Annotated in this window: 15 protein-coding genes; 11 read left to right on the forward strand and 4 right to left on the reverse strand. The window is 69.0% G+C overall.

All coding sequences use genetic code 11. The features are described from left to right. The first annotated feature begins 48 nt into the window (after positions 1–48). The 8 genes from JNX00_RS07525 (at position 49) to lysS (ending at position 9,801) form a co-directional block, all read left to right on the forward strand. Positions 49–2,388, forward strand: coding sequence for a DNA translocase FtsK (locus JNX00_RS07525; RefSeq protein WP_070400607.1), 2,340 nt, complete (start codon positions 49–51; stop codon positions 2,386–2,388). A 34-nt stretch (positions 2,389–2,422) separates the two neighbouring features. Further along, complete coding sequence (gene lolA, locus JNX00_RS07530) at positions 2,423–3,070, forward strand: outer membrane lipoprotein chaperone LolA (RefSeq protein ID WP_204744567.1); 648 nt, start codon at positions 2,423–2,425, stop codon at positions 3,068–3,070. 8 nt (positions 3,071–3,078) lie between these two features. Continuing rightward, complete coding sequence (locus tag JNX00_RS07535; RefSeq protein ID WP_204744568.1) at positions 3,079–4,374, forward strand: replication-associated recombination protein A; 1,296 nt, start codon at positions 3,079–3,081, stop codon at positions 4,372–4,374. A 220-nt stretch (positions 4,375–4,594) separates the two neighbouring features. Then, entirely contained in the window at positions 4,595–5,524 is a 930-nt protein-coding gene (locus tag JNX00_RS07540) for a branched-chain amino acid ABC transporter permease (protein WP_070400605.1), read from the forward strand. Positions 5,525–5,542: 18 nt separating this feature from the next. Continuing rightward, positions 5,543–6,640 (forward strand): ABC transporter ATP-binding protein, encoded by a 1,098-nt coding sequence (locus JNX00_RS07545; protein WP_070400604.1) that lies wholly within the window; start codon positions 5,543–5,545, stop codon positions 6,638–6,640. Positions 6,641–6,650: 10 nt separating this feature from the next. Next, the gene (locus JNX00_RS07550; protein ID WP_070400603.1) at positions 6,651–7,421 is read left to right on the forward strand and encodes an ABC transporter ATP-binding protein; all 771 of its coding nucleotides are present in this window, start codon (positions 6,651–6,653) and stop codon (positions 7,419–7,421) included. A gap of 17 nt (positions 7,422–7,438) precedes the next feature. After that, a complete protein-coding gene (locus JNX00_RS07555) occupies positions 7,439–8,155 on the forward strand; it encodes an ABC transporter ATP-binding protein (RefSeq protein WP_116960593.1) in 717 nt (238 codons plus the stop codon). Positions 8,156–8,244: 89 nt separating this feature from the next. Continuing rightward, the gene (lysS, locus tag JNX00_RS07560) at positions 8,245–9,801 is read left to right on the forward strand and encodes a lysine--tRNA ligase (RefSeq protein ID WP_204744569.1); all 1,557 of its coding nucleotides are present in this window, start codon (positions 8,245–8,247) and stop codon (positions 9,799–9,801) included. 10 nt (positions 9,802–9,811) lie between these two features. Here lysS and JNX00_RS07565 read toward each other — a convergent pair whose 3' ends face one another. Both JNX00_RS07565 and rpoH read right to left on the reverse strand, forming a co-directional pair. Then, positions 9,812–11,566, reverse strand: a complete 1,755-nt coding sequence (locus tag JNX00_RS07565) for a 7TM diverse intracellular signaling domain-containing protein (RefSeq protein WP_204744570.1) — start codon at positions 11,564–11,566, stop codon at positions 9,812–9,814. Between the two features lie 31 nt (positions 11,567–11,597). Then, positions 11,598–12,557 carry an RNA polymerase sigma factor RpoH gene (gene rpoH, locus JNX00_RS07570; protein ID WP_070400599.1) on the reverse strand — a complete coding sequence of 320 codons (960 nt, stop codon included), beginning with the start codon at positions 12,555–12,557 and terminating at the stop codon, positions 11,598–11,600. A gap of 232 nt (positions 12,558–12,789) precedes the next feature. Between rpoH and JNX00_RS07575 the strand changes: the two genes are divergently transcribed. Beyond that, the gene (locus tag JNX00_RS07575) at positions 12,790–13,668 is read left to right on the forward strand and encodes a DUF3014 domain-containing protein (protein WP_204744571.1); all 879 of its coding nucleotides are present in this window, start codon (positions 12,790–12,792) and stop codon (positions 13,666–13,668) included. A gap of 43 nt (positions 13,669–13,711) precedes the next feature. After that, complete coding sequence (gene pcp / locus JNX00_RS07580; protein WP_204744572.1) at positions 13,712–14,383, forward strand: pyroglutamyl-peptidase I; 672 nt, start codon at positions 13,712–13,714, stop codon at positions 14,381–14,383. A 28-nt stretch (positions 14,384–14,411) separates the two neighbouring features. Here the strand turns inward: pcp and JNX00_RS07585 are convergent, their stop codons facing one another. Beyond that, a complete protein-coding gene (locus JNX00_RS07585) occupies positions 14,412–14,735 on the reverse strand; it encodes a hypothetical protein (protein ID WP_204744573.1) in 324 nt (107 codons plus the stop codon). Between the two features lie 74 nt (positions 14,736–14,809). Here JNX00_RS07585 and JNX00_RS07590 point away from each other — a divergent pair, with 74 nt between their 5' ends. Next, complete coding sequence (locus tag JNX00_RS07590; protein ID WP_070400595.1) at positions 14,810–15,850, forward strand: phosphotransferase; 1,041 nt, start codon at positions 14,810–14,812, stop codon at positions 15,848–15,850. Here JNX00_RS07590 and JNX00_RS07595 read toward each other — a convergent pair. Next, the gene (locus JNX00_RS07595) at positions 15,807–16,214 is read right to left on the reverse strand and encodes a phage holin family protein (RefSeq protein WP_070400674.1); all 408 of its coding nucleotides are present in this window, start codon (positions 16,212–16,214) and stop codon (positions 15,807–15,809) included. The genes JNX00_RS07590 and JNX00_RS07595 overlap by 44 nt on opposite strands. Positions 16,215–16,226: the final 12 nt, after the last annotated feature.

The raw sequence follows: 16,226 nt of genomic DNA on the forward strand, positions 1-16,226 counted from the left end.
CTGAGGCAGGGGGGTGCGCTGGGGTAAGCTTGGGCTTGCTTCCGCGCCATGACCTATTCACTCAATACCCTCAACGCCGACCAGCAGGGCGCGTCCGCGCCCAGTGGCATCGCGCGTTTCGCCCAGGAAATCGGCCTCGTGCTCGGCGCCGCCGCACTGGCCTTCTGGTTGATTGCCCTGCTGAGCCACTCGCTGGCCGACCCGGCCTGGAGCACCACGGGCACGTCCCCCGAGGTGCGCAACTGGGCCGGCCGGCTGGGCGCCATCGTGGCCGACGCCAGCTATTTCCTGTTCGGGTTTTCGGTCTGGTGGTGCTTCGCCGCCGGCGTGCGGGCCTGGCTCTCGGGCCTGGCGCGCTGGTTGCGTGGTCCTTCGCCCGTGCCGGCCGAGCCGCGCTGGTGGCAGCGGCCACACATGCGCCGTGCGGCCTTCTGGGGCGGCCTGGTCGTCCTGCTGATGGTGAGTTGCGCGCTGGAGTGGAGCCGCCTGCATCGGCTGGAGGCCCTCCTGCCCGGCCATTCGGGCGGCGTGCTGGGGCAGTCCCTGGGGCCCGTGGCCGAGCGCTGGCTGGGCTTCACCGGGGCGGCGCTGGCGCTGCTGGCGGCCCTGCTGGCCTGCCTGCCGCTGGTGTTCCGCTTCTCCTGGGGCCATTGGGCCGAGGTGGTCGGCCACACGGTCGACGGCTGGTTCGAGGCCCGGCGCGAGAAGCGCGAGGCGGTGGAGGACGAGCGCATCGGCCGCGCCGCCGCGCGTGAGCGCGAGGAGGTGGTGAAGACCGAGCGCGTGGAGATCGAGGAGCACCACCCGGTGCCCGTGCTCATCGAGCCGACCATGGTCGAGGTGCCCAAGAGCGAGCGTGTGGCCAAGGAGCGCCAGAAGCCCCTGTTCACCGAGTTGCCCGACAGCAAGCTGCCGCAGGTGGACCTGCTGGACGCCGCGCCGGGCCAGCAGAGCACGGTGGACGCCCAGACGCTGGAGATGACCAGCCGCCTGATCGAGAAGAAACTCAAGGACTTCGGCGTGGAGGTGCGCGTGGTCGCGGCCGCGCCGGGCCCGGTGATCACGCGCTACGAGATCGAGCCCGCCACCGGCGTGAAGGGCTCGCAGATCGTCAATCTCAGCCGCGACCTCGCGCGCTCGCTCTCGCTGGTGTCGATCCGCGTGATCGAGACCATCCCGGGCAAGAACCTGATGGCGCTGGAACTGCCCAACGCCAAGCGCCAGACCATCCGCCTGTCCGAAATCCTGGGCTCGCAGGTCTACAACGACGCCAAGTCGCTGCTCACCATCGGCCTGGGCAAGGACATCGGCGGCCAGCCGGTGGTGGCCGACCTGGCCAAGATGCCGCACTGCCTGGTGGCCGGCACCACGGGTTCGGGCAAGTCGGTGGGCATCAACGCCATGATCCTGTCGCTGCTCTACAAGGCCGACCCCAAGGACGTGCGCCTGCTGCTGATCGACCCGAAGATGCTCGAGATGAGCGTCTACGAGGGCATTCCGCACCTGCTGGCGCCCGTGGTCACCGACATGAAGCACGCGGCCAACGGCCTGAACTGGTGCGTGGCCGAGATGGAGAAGCGCTACAAGCTCATGAGCAAGGTGGGCGTGCGCAACCTCGCGGGCTACAACACCAAGCTCGAAGAAGCCAAGGCGCGCGGCGAGGTGATCGGCAACCCGTTCTCGCTCACGCCCGAGCAGCCCGAACCGCTGGAGCCGCTGCCCTACATCGTGGTGGTGATCGACGAGCTGGCCGACCTGATGATGGTGGTGGGCAAGAAGATCGAAGAGCTCATCGCGCGTTTGGCGCAGAAGGCGCGCGCCGCCGGCATCCACCTGGTGCTGGCCACTCAGCGCCCTAGCGTGGACGTGATCACCGGCCTGATCAAGGCCAACATCCCGACCCGCATCGCCTTCCAGGTGAGCAGCAAGATCGACAGCCGCACCATCCTCGACCAGATGGGCGCCGAAAGCCTGCTGGGCATGGGCGACATGCTCTACCTGCCCTCGGGCATGGGCTTTCCCACGCGCGTGCACGGCGCCTTCGTCAGCGACGACGAGGTGCACCGCGTGGTGGGCTACCTCAAGCAGCAGGGCGAGGCCAACTACATCGACGGCGTGCTCGACGGCGGCGGCGCCGACGGCGAGGGCGGTGACATGTTCGGCGAGGGCGGCGACGGGGGCGGCGGCGAAAAGGACCCGCTGTACGACCAGGCCGTGGCCATCGTGCTGCAGGACCGCAAGGCCAGCATCTCGTACGTGCAGCGCAAGCTCAAGATCGGCTACAACCGCGCCGCGCGCCTGCTGGAAGACATGGAGAAAGCCGGCCTGGTGAGTGCGCTCACCAGCAGCGGGCAGCGCGACATCCTGGTCGGCGGGCGCGTGGAATGATGCAACTCGCAGCCCGTCCTGGGGTCACATGGCCATGAACATTCGCACCTTGTTGACGGCGGCTGCCGTGTCGCTGCTGAGCCTGGCCGGGCCCGCGCACGCCGATGGCCTGAGCGCCCTGGACAGCTTCCTGCGTGAGGTGGACAGCGCGCGCGCCGACTTCACCCAGGTGGTCACCTCGCCGAAAAAGTCGGGCGAGACCGCGCCGCGCCAGCGCTCCAGCACGGGGCGCTTCGAGTTCTTGCGCCCCGACCGTTTCCGCTTCGTGTACGCCAAGCCTTTCGAGCAGACCATCGTGGCCGACGGCCAGCGTCTCTGGCTGCACGACGTGGACCTGAACCAGGTGAGCGTGCGCGCCCAGAAGGACGCGCTGGGCAGCACGCCGGCCGCGCTGATCGCCTCGGGCGGCGACCTGTCGGCGCTGCGCGCGGCCTTCGACTTCAAGGCCTTGCCCGAGAAGGACGGCCTGCAGTGGGTCGAGGCCCTGCCCAAGGCCCGCGACGGCCAACTCCAGCGCGTGCGCATCGGCCTGCGAGGCAACCAGCTCGCGGTGCTCGAAATCGTGGATGGCCTGGGCCAGCGCTCGGAACTCACGTTCAAGGGCTGGCAGGCCAGCCCGGGCCTGAAACCGGGCGATTTCCGCTTCGAGCCACCGGCCGGTGCCGACGTGATCCGCAACTGACCGACGGCGTGGCGACCGCTCCCAACGCCCACGCGCCCCTGGCTGAGCGGCTGCGCCCGCGCACGCTGGGCGAGGTGATCGGCCAGCAGCACCTGCTGGGCGAGGGCATGGCCCTGCGCCTGGCCTTCGAATCGGGGCAGCCGCACAGCTGCATCCTCTGGGGCCCGCCCGGGGTGGGCAAGACCACCATCGCGCGCCTCATGGCGGATTCGTTCGACGCGCAGTTCATCACCATCAGCGCGGTGCTGGGCGGTGTGAAGGACATCCGCGAGGCGGTGGAGCAGGCCCAGGCCGCGCGCGACGGCCTGCATCCGCAGCGCACCATCGTCTTCGTCGACGAGGTGCACCGTTTCAACAAGAGCCAGCAGGACGCCTTTCTGCCGCACGTCGAGAGCGGCTTGTTCACCTTCATCGGCGCCACCACCGAGAACCCTTCGTTCGAGGTGAATTCCGCGCTGCTGTCGCGCGCGGCCGTGTATGTGCTGCAGCCTCTCACCGAGGACGACCTGCGAGCCATCGTGGCCAAGGCCCGCGCCATCGACGCCGTGCCGGCCATCGAGGACGCCGCGCTCGACCGCCTGATTGCCTACGCCGATGGCGACGCGCGCCGCCTGCTCAACACCCTGGAGACGCTGGCCGTCGCGGCCCGGCGCGAGCAACTGGACCGCGTGACCGACGCCTGGCTGCTGCGCGTGCTGGGCGAGCGCATGCGCCGCTACGACAAGGGCGGCGAACAGTTCTACGACACCATCAGTGCCCTGCACAAAAGCGTGCGCGGCTCCGACCCCGACGCCGCGCTCTACTGGTTCGTTCGCATGCTGGATGGCGGTGTCGACCCACGCTATGTGGCGCGCCGGCTGATCCGCATGGCGGCCGAGGACATCGGCCTGGCCGACCCGCGCGCGCTGCGCCTGGCCCTGGACGCCGCGGAGGTGTACGAGCGCCTGGGTTCGCCCGAGGGCGAACTGGCACTGGGCGAGTGCGTGGTCTACCTGGCGGTGGCGCCCAAGTCCAACGCCGTCTACAAGGCCTTCAATCAGGTGCGCGCCTTCGTCAAGCGCGACGGCACCCGGCCGGTGCCTTTGCACCTGCGCAACGCGCCCACCCAACTGATGAAGTCGCTGGACTACGGCAAGGACTACCGCTACGCGCACGACGAGGCCGGTGGTTTCGCCGCTGGCGAGAACTACTTCCCCGAGGGCATGGCGCCGCCGGTTTTCTACGAGCCGGTCGATCGCGGCCTGGAAATCCGCATCGGCGAGAAGCTGCGCGAGCTGCGCCGCCTCAACCATCAGGCGGATTGATGGGGCCTCAGACGAACTGATACCGTCACGGCTGACCCGGGTTTTCCCTGGAATTTCAGGGGTGTCAACCCAGTCTGTGCGTGGATACCCCTCGCTACAATCGCGCACCACCGACCCGCCCCCGGCCTTATCCAGGCCGCCTCTGGCGGGTTTTTTGCTAGGTTGAAACGGGGGGCGCGGCAACAGCACCCCCGCGGTCAAAAACCACGGAGAACCTTTCATGGAAGTCTTGCTACAGCAGATCCTCAACGGACTGGTGCTGGGCAGCATGTACGCGCTTGTGGCCCTGGGCTACACGATGGTGTACGGCATCATCGGCCTCATCAACTTCGCCCACGGCGACGTGCTCATGGTGGGGGCGCTCACCAGCTGGACCATCATCACCGCCATGCGCGAGGCCTCGCCCGACATGGCCGGCTGGATGATCCTCATCATCGCCACCGCCATCGCCATGGTGGTCTGCGCGGCCCTCAACTTCACCATCGAGAAACTGGCCTACCGGCCGCTGCGCAACTCACCGCGCCTGGCGCCGCTGATCACCGCCATCGGGGTTTCCATCCTGCTGCAGACGCTGGCGATGATCATCTGGAAACCCAACCCCAAGTCCTATCCCGCCACGCTGTCGCGCGAGCCGATCGACTTCTTCGGCGCCGTGCTCTCCATCACCCAGATCACCATCCTCGCCACCACGGTCATCGTGCTGGCGCTGCTGATGTGGCTGGTCAACCGCACCAACCTCGGCCGCGCCATGCGCGCCACCGCCGAGAACCCGCGCGTGGCGGCGCTCATGGGCATCAAGCCCGACGTGGTCATCTCCGCCACCTTCATCATCGGTGCCATGCTGGCGGCCATCGCCGGCATCATGTGGGCGTCCAACTACGGCACGGTGCAGCACGCCATGGGTTTCATGCCCGGCCTCAAGGCCTTCGTGGCCGCGGTCATGGGCGGCATCGGCAACCTCGCGGGTGCCGTGCTCGGCGGCGTGGCCCTGGGCCTGATCGAGTCGCTGGGCGCCGGCTACCTCGGCAAGCTCACCGGCGGTTTCCTGGGCAGCCAGTACACCGACATCTTCGCTTTCATCGTGCTGGCCTTCGTGCTGATCCTGCGACCCTCGGGCCTGCTGGGCGAGCGCGTGGCGGACCGCGCCTGACGTGACGGGAGAGACCTCATGCTGAACGCCAAACCCGTCAAGCTGATCGCCTTCCTGGTGATCGCGGCGCTGATGCTGATCCTGCCCCTCGCGCTGCAGGCCACCGGCAGCAACTCCTGGGTGCGCATCGTCGACGTGGCGCTGCTCTACGTGCTGCTGGCCCTGGGCCTGAACATCGTGGTGGGCTACGCCGGCCTGCTCGACCTCGGCTTCATCGCCTTCTTCGCGGTCGGGGCCTACCTCTACGGCCTGCTGGCCTCGCCGCACCTCACCGACACCTTCGCCTGGCTGGCCGCCACCTTCCCCAACGGCCTGCACATGAACTTCTGGATCGTGATGGTGGTCGCCGGCATCGTGGCCGGCGTCACCGGCCTGATCCTGGGCTTTCCGGTGCTCAAGCTGCGCGGCGACTACCTGGCCATCGTGACCCTGGGCTTCGGCGAGATCGTGCGCATCTTCATGCTCAACCTCGACCGGCCGATCAACATCACCAACGGCCCCAAAGGCCTGACGAACGTCGATGCGGTGAGCGTCTTCGGGCACCGCATGAGCCAGAGCCTGTCGATCGATATCGGGGGGTTCTCCTACACCTTCCAGTCGGTCACGCTGTACTACTACCTCATCCTGTTCTTCGTGGTGCTGGCCATCGTCATCGCCTACCGCCTGCAGGATTCGCGCATCGGCCGTGCGTGGATGGCCATCCGCGAGGACGAGATCGCCGCCAAGGCCATGGGCCTGAACACGCGCAACCTCAAGCTGGCGGCCTTCGGCATGAGCGCCACCTTCGGCGGCATTGCCGGCGTGCTGTTCGCCTCGTTCATGCGCGGCGTCTACCCCGAGTCCTTCATCCTCATGGAGTCGGTGATGATCGTCGCCATGGTGGTGCTGGGCGGCCTGGGCCACATCCCGGGCGTCATCCTCGGCGCCCTGGTGCTGGCGGGACTGCCCGAGCTGCTGCGCCACGTGGCGCACCCGCTCACGGCCATGACCGATGGCCGCCTGGGGCCCGAGATCCTGCGCCAGTTGCTCATCGCGCTCGCCATGATCGTCATCATGCTGCTGCGTCCCAAGGGCCTGTGGCCGTCACCGGAACACGGCAAGTCCCTGAGCAAGTGAGGAGCGCGGCATGACAGACACCATCCTGAAAGTCGCCAGCGTCTCCAAGCGCTTTGGCGGCCTGCAAGCCCTCAGCGACGTGGGCATTGAAATCCGTCGCGGCCAGGTCTATGGACTGATCGGCCCCAACGGCGCGGGCAAGACCACGTTCTTCAACGTGCTCACCGGCCTCTACACCCCCGACAGCGGCACGTTCGAGCTGGCCGGCAAGCCCTACACGCCCACGGCGGTGCACGAGGTGGCCCGCGCCGGTATCGCGCGCACCTTCCAGAACATCCGACTGTTCGCCGAAATGACGGCGCTGGAAAACGTGATGGTGGGCCGCCACGTGCGCACGCACTCGGGCCTGCTCGGTGCCATCCTGCGCACCGGCGGTTTCAAGCGCGAGGAGCGCGAGATCGCCGAGCGGGCGAAGGAACTGCTCGACTACGTGGGCATCGGCAAGTTCGCCGACTACAAGTCGCGCACCCTGAGCTACGGCGACCAGCGCCGCCTGGAGATCGCGCGCGCCCTGGCGACCGACCCGCAGCTCATCGCGCTCGACGAGCCCGCCGCCGGCATGAACGCCACCGAGAAGGTCCAGCTGCGCGAACTCATCGACCGCATCCGCCAGGACAACCGCACCATCCTGCTCATCGAGCACGACGTGAAGCTCGTGATGGGCCTGTGCGACCGCGTCACCGTGCTCGACTACGGCAAGCAGCTCTCCACCGGCACGCCGGCCGAGGTGCAGAAGGACCCGAAGGTGATCGAGGCCTACCTCGGCACGGGCGGGCATTGAGTCGGCAGGAGAACAGCATGGCAAACACACTACTCAAGGTCGCCGGCCTCAAGGTCTCGTACGGCGGCATCAAGGCGGTCAAGGGCATCGACCTCGAAGTGCGCGAGGGCGAGCTGATCACGCTGATCGGCTCCAACGGCGCGGGCAAGACCACCACCATGAAGGCCATCACCGGCTCGCTCGCCATGGAGGCGGGCGACGTCGAATACCTGGGCCAAAGCATCAAGGGCAAGGGCGCCTGGGACCTGGTGAAGCAGGGCTTGGCCATGGTGCCGGAAGGTCGCGGCGTGTTCACGCGCATGAGCATCACCGAGAACCTGCAGATGGGCGCCTACGTGCGCAAGGACAAGGCCGGCATCGCGCAGGACATCGAGCGCATGTTCGGCATTTTCCCGCGCCTGAAGGAACGCAAGGACCAGCTGGCCGGCACCATGAGCGGCGGCGAGCAGCAGATGCTGGCGATGGCGCGCGCGCTCATGAGCCAGCCCAAGGTGCTGTTGCTCGATGAGCCGTCCATGGGTCTGTCGCCGATCATGGTCGACAAGATCTTCGAGGTCGTGCGCGACGTGTCGGCGCAGGGCGTGACCATTCTGCTGGTGGAGCAGAACGCCAGCCGCGCCCTGCAGATCGCCGACCGCGGCTACGTGATGGACTCGGGCGAGATCATCATGAGCGGTGACGCGAAACAGATGCTGACCGATCCGAAGGTCCGCGCGGCGTACCTGGGCGAATAGGCCTCAGGCCCCGCGGCGCGGCGGGTTCCGTCGCAAAACTACAATCGCGGGTTGCGCGCCATTCAGGCGCCCAACCCGCTTTTCATTTCATGAGCCAAGCCAACACCCCCGACACCGCCGCCCCCGTGGCGCAAGACGAGAACCAGCTGATCGCCGAACGGCGCGAGAAGCTCAAGGCCCTGCGCGAGGGCCAGAAGCGGGGCGAGGGGGTGGCCTTCCCGAACGACCACAAGCCCACGGACAACGCCGCTGCGCTGTTCGCCGCCCATGGCGAGAGCAGCAAGGAAGCGCTGGAGGCCACGCCAGTGCGCGCCAGCGTGGCGGGCCGCATGATGCTCAAGCGCGTGATGGGCAAGGCCAGCTTCGCCACGCTGCAGGACGCCTCGCTGGGCCCCAGCGGCGGGCGCATCCAGATCTACCTGAACAACGACAGCGTGGGCGAGGCCCAGCACAACGCCTTCAAGCACTGGGACCTGGGCGACATCGTGGCCGCCGAGGGCACGCTGTTTCGCACCCGCACCGGCGAGTTGACCATTCACGCCGACAAGATCCGCCTGCTCACCAAGAGCCTGCGCCCGCTGCCCGACAAGTTCCACGGCGTGGCCGACCAGGAGATCAAGTACCGCCAGCGCTACGTGGACCTGATGACCGACGAGGGCGCGCGCCGCCGTTTCGTCACGCGCAGCCAGGCCGTCACGGCGCTGCGCCAGTTCATGGTGTCGCACGGCTTCCTGGAGGTCGAGACGCCGATGCTGCACCCCATCCCCGGCGGTGCCAACGCCAAGCCTTTCGTCACGCACCACAACGCGCTCGACCAGGAAATGTTCCTGCGCATCGCGCCCGAGCTGTACCTCAAGCGGCTGCTGGTGGGTGGCTTCGAGCGCGTGTTCGAGATCAACCGCAACTTCCGCAACGAAGGCATCTCGGTGCGCCACAACCCCGAGTTCACCATGATGGAGTTCTACGCGGCGTACTGGAACTACCGCGACCTCATGGACTTTTCGGAACAGCTCATCCGACACGTGGTGCGCACGGTGCGCGGCGAGGGCGAGGTGAGCTACCAGGGCCGCGCGGTCGACATCGACTCGCCCTTCGAGCGCCTGACCATCCGCGACGCCATCGTCAAGTACACCGACGCGGGCGCGAACGTGGACAACGCCGACTGGCTGCTCGGCCAGCTGCGCAAGCTCGGCCTCAACGAGGAAAAAGACCAGCTCTCCAAGCGCAGCCTGGCCTCGCTGCAGGTGCTGTTCTTCGAGGAGAAGGTGGAGAGCGAGCTCTGGAACCCCACCTTCATCATGGAGCACCCGACCGAGATCTCGCCGCTGGCGCGCGCCAACGACGAGCGACCCGAGGTGACCGAGCGTTTCGAGCTCTACATCACCGGTCGCGAATTCGGCAACGCCTTCTCCGAGCTGAACGACGCCGAGGACCAGGCCGCGCGTTTCCAGGCCCAGGTGGACGCCAAGGACGGCGGCGACGACGAGGCCATGCACTTCGACGCCGACTACATCCGCGCGCTCGAGTACGGGATGCCGCCCGCCGGCGGCTGCGGCATCGGCATCGACCGCTTGATGATGCTGCTGACCGACAGCCCCAGCATCCGCGACGTGATCCTGTTCCCCGCGCTGCGCCGCGAGAGCTGAACCCCGGCGCTCAGAAGTTCAGCCGCAGGATCGCCTTGCGCGGCTCTTCGCTGAGCGTGAGCATGCCCTGGCGCATCCACTCGAGGTGGGCGGCGGCATCCTGAGCGAGCTCGCCGTCGGCATCGGGCAGCAGCGCGGCCACCACCCGCAGGCGCAGCGTGGTGCCCGCGGGCAGGCGCGGTGACAGGCGCAGACCATTGGCCAGCAGGCTGGTGGCCGTGTGCAGCACCTGATCGGGCTTCACAGGGCCCTCCATCAGCAGCGCGAAGCTGTCGTCGTCCACCCGCGCGGCCGTGTCCACGTCGCGCGCCACCGCGCGCAACTGCGAGGCGGCGATCACCAGCGCGCGGTCGGCGACCTCGCGGCCGTGGCGGGCGGCGATCTCGGCGTGGTTGTGCAGGTGCACCAGCAGCAGGGCGCTGTGGTGGCCGTAGCGCTGGGCTCGCACCAGGCTGTCGTGCAGGCGCAGCAGGAAATGCGGCCGGTGTGTCAGGCCGGTCAGCGGCTCGGTGCGCTCCAGCGCATGGGCGCGGGCCTGGGTCTCGTGCTGAATCCGCGAACGCATCAGCAGGGCGTAGAACAGCAAGGGCGCCTCGATAGCCGCGGCGATCACGATGCCGTACTGCGACAGGAAGCTCGACGACAACAGGTTGAAATTGCGCAGCACCGGCAGGGTAGAGGCCAGCAGGACCGGCACCATGCTCACCGCGAACCAGCGGATCCAGGTCTCGCCGCTGCGCCACGCCATGCCCAGCATGGCCGCGATGGTGAGCATGGACAGGGTGCCCAGCGCGCTCAAGACCTGCAGGCTCAAGGCGCTGGGCCGCAACTGGTCCCACACGACGCCGATGAGCCAGGCCGCCGACAGCGCCAGGCTCAGCCGGTCCAGGGTGCGCCCGATGCGCCGCGGCTGGGCGACCTGGCGCACGAACATCAGGCCCACCAGGCCCATCAGGGGCAGGAGGATGAACTCCGCCCTCTGGTTCCAGCGCACCAGGTTGGGCCAGAGGAACTGTCCGCCCACGCCCAAGGACGCGGCCATGCTCAGGCCCAGCAGGCTGATGTAGATCGCGTAGGTTGCGAAGGCGGCGTCGCGGAACACCGCCATGTTCACCAGCGCCACCACCGTCAGCAGCATGGCCATGCCGAAATAGGCGCCCAGGACAAACTGCTGATGGATGCGCTGCTCGCGCAGGGTGTTGTGGTCGTGCAGCTGGAAAACGCCCGAGAAGGGCACGCGCGCGTGCTCCACCCGCACCCAGTAGCGCACCGTTTCGTCCGGGCGCACGTCCAGGCTGAACACGGGGTAGCGGTCGGGGTTGGCCCAGTCGCTCACCGCCAGCCGGTCGCCGGCGCGCTGCACGCGCCACTGGCCGTGGGCGTCGCGGTAGTACATCGATATGGCGTCGGTGCCCGAGCGCGCGAGTTCCAGCTCCCAGTGCGCCTGGGTGTCGCGCATCAGCACGTCGAAACGCAGCCACAGCGCGGTCTGGCCCGACAGCACCACGCGCTCGTCCGCGCCGCGCAGGCGCCAGCTCAGGCCGGGGGGGCCCGCCGCGATCTCATCGATGCCCAAGGCGCCGGTCGGGTCCAGCAGCTGCTGGCTGCGGCCGTCCAGGGAAATGGTGGCCCGGCGCGCGTCCAGCGCGATGGGCGCGGGATCGGAGGGGGCCGCGTCAGTGGCGAAGGCGGGGAGGCAGAGCAGGGCCAGGCAAAGGCCCAGGGCGGCGCGCAGGCGCCGCCCTACGGGAGCAAAGAAAGGCATGGGGCGCGATTGTGCCGTCGCGCCGGCCGGATCAGGCGTAGGCGGCGAGCGCCTTGCGCATCTTTTTCATGGCCGCCACCTCGATCTGACGGATGCGCTCGGCGCTCACGCCGTACTCGGCGGCCAGTTCGTGCAGGGTCATGCCACCCGAGCCGTCGTCGTTCACCTTGAGCCAGCGCTCGCTCACGATGCGGCGCGAGCGCTCGTCCAGCTCGCCCATGGCCTGCGCCACGCCTTCGGTGGCGAGCCGGTCGCGCTGGGCCGATTCCAGCACCGCCGTGGGCTCTTGCGTTTGGTCGGCCAGGTAGGCGATGGGGCCGAACGCCTCTTCGCCGTCGTCACCCGGGCCCGGGTCCAACACGACGTCGCCGCCGGCCAGGCGCGTTTCCATCTCGCGCACCTCGTCGGGCTTGACGTTCAGTTCACGCGCCACCAGGCCCACTTCGGCGTCGCTCAGCACCTCGCGGTGGGTGTCGCCGTCGGCGGCTTCGGCGCGCAGGCCCTGCTTGCGCGAGCGCAGGTTGAAGAACAGCTTGCGCTGGGCCTTGGTCGTGGCCAGCTTGACCATGCGCCAGTTCTTCAGGATGTACTCGTGGATCTCGGCCTTGATCCAGTGGATGGCGTAGCTCACCAGACGCACGCCCTGCTCAGGGTCGAAGCGCTTGACGGCCTTCATCAGGCCCACGTTGCCTTCCTGGATCAGGTCGCCGTGCGGCAGGCCATAGCCCAGGTACTGGCGGGAGATGGAGACGACCAACCGCAGGTGCGACAGGACCAGGCGCCCGGCGGCGTCCAGGTCGTTGTGGTCGCGCAGGCGGCGCGCCGCGTCCTGTTCCTCCTCCAGGCTGAGCAGGGGCAGGCGGTTCACGGCGGAAATGTAGGCGTCCAGATTGCCCAGCGGCGGCAGCGTGAGCGAGCGGTTCGACCAGGACCCGGCCACGGCCAGATCGCTGCTCGGCGCAGCGGCCACAGGAATCAGCGAATGGGACATGGATGACCTCCTCGGGGTATCGGACAAGAATATTAGCACTCGGTTGGAGGGAGTGCTAAATCGGAAGTTCCATGCCCCCGGTGAAACAGATGGCGATGATCTAGGTTCTTGTAAGTTTTTGATTTATAAGAACTTTTTCGATGATTTCCGGCCTGGAGCCTGCGCGGTGGTGCGGCAGAACCCCGGGGTGTAGGATGGACCGCCTCCCCAGCTTGCCGGAGACGACGAGGCCATGACACGCGAACCCGAACGAGACGAATCCTCCCACCTTCCCATCATCCTGGCGGCCGCCGTGGCGCTGGCCGCCGCCGGCTACTTCGGCTGGCGGTACTACCAGGACCGGCAGGTCCCCGCCCCGGTGGAGCCGCCGGTGGCCGTCGCCCCATCCGCCCCGCCCGCGCCCGCCGAACCGGCCCCCGCGGCGCCGCCCGCCATCCAGCACCCGGTGGAGCCCCCGGCGGCCGAACCCAGCGCCCCGCCCGCGCCCTTGCCCGCGCTGGCCGACGCCGACCCTTACGTGAGCGATCACCTCGCCGAGCTGCTCGGCCGCCCGAACGCGCTGCGTTTCCTGCAGCTCGACGGCTTCGTCAAGCGCGCCGTGGCCACGGTGGACAACCTGGGGCGTTCGCACGCGCCCGTGCTGATGTGGCCCGTGACCCCCACCCCCGGGCGCTTTGCCTCGACCAAGGCAGCCGATGGCGCCAGCGAAACCATCGCTCCGGACAACAGCGCGCGCTACACGCCCTTCGTGCAGTTCGCCGAGTCGGTGGACACGGGCCGGGCCGTGGCGCTGTACCGCCGCCTCTACCCGCTGTTCCAGCAGGCGTACGAGGAGCTGGGCTTTCCGGGCCGCTACTTCAACGACCGCCTGGTGCAGGTGCTGGACCAGCTCATCGCCACGCCCGTGCCCGCCGCGCCACCAGCCGTGGCGCTGGTGCAGGTGAAGGGCGAGGTGCCGTCCACCCGGCCCTGGGTGCGCTACGAGTACGCCGACCCGCAGCTGGAGGCCCTGTCGGCCGGGCAGAAGATCCTGCTGCGCATGGGCGCGGACAACCAGCGCCGCCTGCAGGCCAAGCTGGTGGACCTGCGCGGCCGCGTCGCGCGGCGCTGAGCGACGGGGGCCTGGGCGGCGGCGCCTGCGGTAGATTGGCGCGATGCCCGCCCTCCCCAGCCCGCCCTCCGCGCCGTCGACGACGGTCCTGCTCACCGGCTTCGACCCCTTCGATGGCGCGAGCGTGAACCCGAGCTGGCTGGCCGTGCAGGCCCTGCACGGCGAGCGCCTGCTGGACCACACGGTGGTGGCGGCGCAACTGCCCACCGTGTTCGGCGAATCGCTGCGGCGCCTCACGGCCCTGCTCGACGAACACCGGCCCGCGCTGGTCATCTGCGTGGGGCAGGCCGGCGGGCGTGGCGCCCTCTCGCTGGAGCGCGTGGCCATCAACCTGGACGACGCGCCCATCGCCGACAACGCGGGCGCGCAGCCCATCGACGCGCCGGTGCGGCCCGGCGCGCCCGCCGCCTACTTCACGGGCCTGCCGATCAAAACCATGCTGGCCGAGCTGCAGGCGGCCGGCATCGCCGCCGAGGTCTCGCAGACCGCCGGCACCTTCGTCTGCAACCACGTGTTCTACGGCCTCATGCACGCGCTGGCGACGCGCCGCGGCCTGCGCCACGCGCGCGGGGGCTTCGTGCACGTGCCCTGGCTGCCCGAGCAGGGGCGGCCCAGCATGGCCTTGGACGGCATCGTCCGCGGCCTGCGGCTGGCCGTGCGGTGCGCGCTGCGGGAGCGGCAGGACAGGGCGCTGGGCGCCGGCGCCACGCACTGAAGCGGACCGGCTGACGTGGACCGGCGGCTCAGGCCTGCCAGACGCCGAAGCCGGCCGAGCGCAGGTCGATGGCGACCTCGATCTCCTTGTCCACCGCGTCCCGGTAGCGCAGCGGGTTGAAGCCCTCGAACAGGTCCGGCAGCAGCCGCAGCCCGTACCTGAACACGTAGCCATTGGCCTGGATGCCGGCCTTGTGCTTGTCGAAGCGCACGTCGGGGTCCAGGCCGGTCATGCCGACGTAGACGCAGGGCCTGCCGTCCACGTAGCCCGGGTTGCAGGCGCGGAACTTGTGTTCGAGCAGCACGTCGCGGTGCAGCTCGATGACGTAGACGTGGTGGTGCGGGCGGGCCATGGCGTGCGGGCGGCGAGGCGCCAGTATCCGCCGCGGGCCTAGAATCGCGCCCCTTTTTCTTCGGGGCGCAGGCCATGGATCTGGAGATCGCGCAATCGACGCCCACCGCGGCCGCGGTGGCCCGGGTGGTGCAGGCGAACTACGCGCTGGGCGAGGTGGTGGCCGGGGAATTCCTGCGCCGCAGCTTCAATCAGGTGTACCGACTCACCCTGGCCGACGGGCGCCGGGTGGTGGCCCGGCTGTGCGCCGAGCGCCCGCGCGGCGAGCCCAACCTGCGTTTCGAGGCCGAGGCCTTGCGGCACCTCCAGGCCCGAGGCCGCGCGGTGGCCGCAAGCCTGCCCACCGCGCGGGGCGAGGTTGCCCTGCGGGTGCGCCTGCCCGAAGGCGAGCGCGCGCTCATGCTCTTCGAGCACCTGGAGGGCGAGGCGACCGCCGACCTGCCCGCCAACATCGAGGCCTTTGGCCGGGGCCTGGCGCAGCTGCACGCGGCGGCCGAAGGCTTCGATGCCAGCGCCAGTCGCTACACCCTGGACCTGGACTACCTGTTGATGCAACCGCTGCAGCGCCTGCTGCGGGCCCCCACCATGACCGCCGATCTGCGTCCCCGGTTCGAGGCCCTGGGGCAGCGCTTGCGGGACCGCATCCTGGCGCTCGGCCCTTTGAGCCGCGTGCTGTGCCACGGCGACGCGCACGGCGACAACAACTTCGTGACGGTGCGGGAGGACGGGGAACGCCAGGCGCTGTTCTTCGACTTCGACGAAATCGGCCCGGGCTACCTGGCCTACGAGCTCGCGGTGTATCCCTGGTCGCTGCATCCGCGTTCCGTCGATGGTGCCTGGAGCGACAAGGCGATGGCGCGCTGGCACGCGTTCATCGCGGCCTATCGCGCGGTGCGCGAGCTGGGCGAGGCCGACACCGCGGCCCTGGCGCCCTTCGTGGCGGTGCGCCAGTTCTGGCTGCTGGGCGAATACGCGGGCCGCGTGCCGGTGTGGGGCTCGCAGGCCATCCCCACGGACTACCTGCAGCGGCAGGTGAAGCTGCTGACGCAGTGGGAGGCGCTGGAGCTTGCGCTCACAGCCAGACCTGCCCCGGCCCCGGGCCCGTCTGGATGGTGAAGTCCGGCGTGCCGCCGAGCACGAAGGCGCCCAGCACGAAGCTCAGCACCGACATGAACAGGCTGGCCCACAGGGCGGTCCAGAAGCCGTCGATGCTGAAGCCTTCCACCAGCTTGGCCACCAGCATCAGCACCACGGCGTTGATCACCAGCAGAAACAGCCCGAAGGTGATCAGTGTGAGCGGCAGCGTCAGCAGCACCAGCAGCGGCCGCACGATGGCATTGGCCAGGCCCAGCAGCAGGGCGGCGACCACCAGCGCACCCGTGCCGCTGAAGCGCATGCCCTTGAACACATGGCTGGCCACCCAGAGCGCGAAGGCGGTGAGGGCCCAGTGGAGGAGGAAGGGGGTGAGGTTGGCGAGCATGGCGGAGCGGTC

Source organism: Hydrogenophaga sp. YM1 (genome assembly GCF_016903055.1).
In the GTDB taxonomy this organism is placed as follows: Bacteria; Pseudomonadota; Gammaproteobacteria; order Burkholderiales; family Burkholderiaceae_C; genus Hydrogenophaga; species Hydrogenophaga borbori.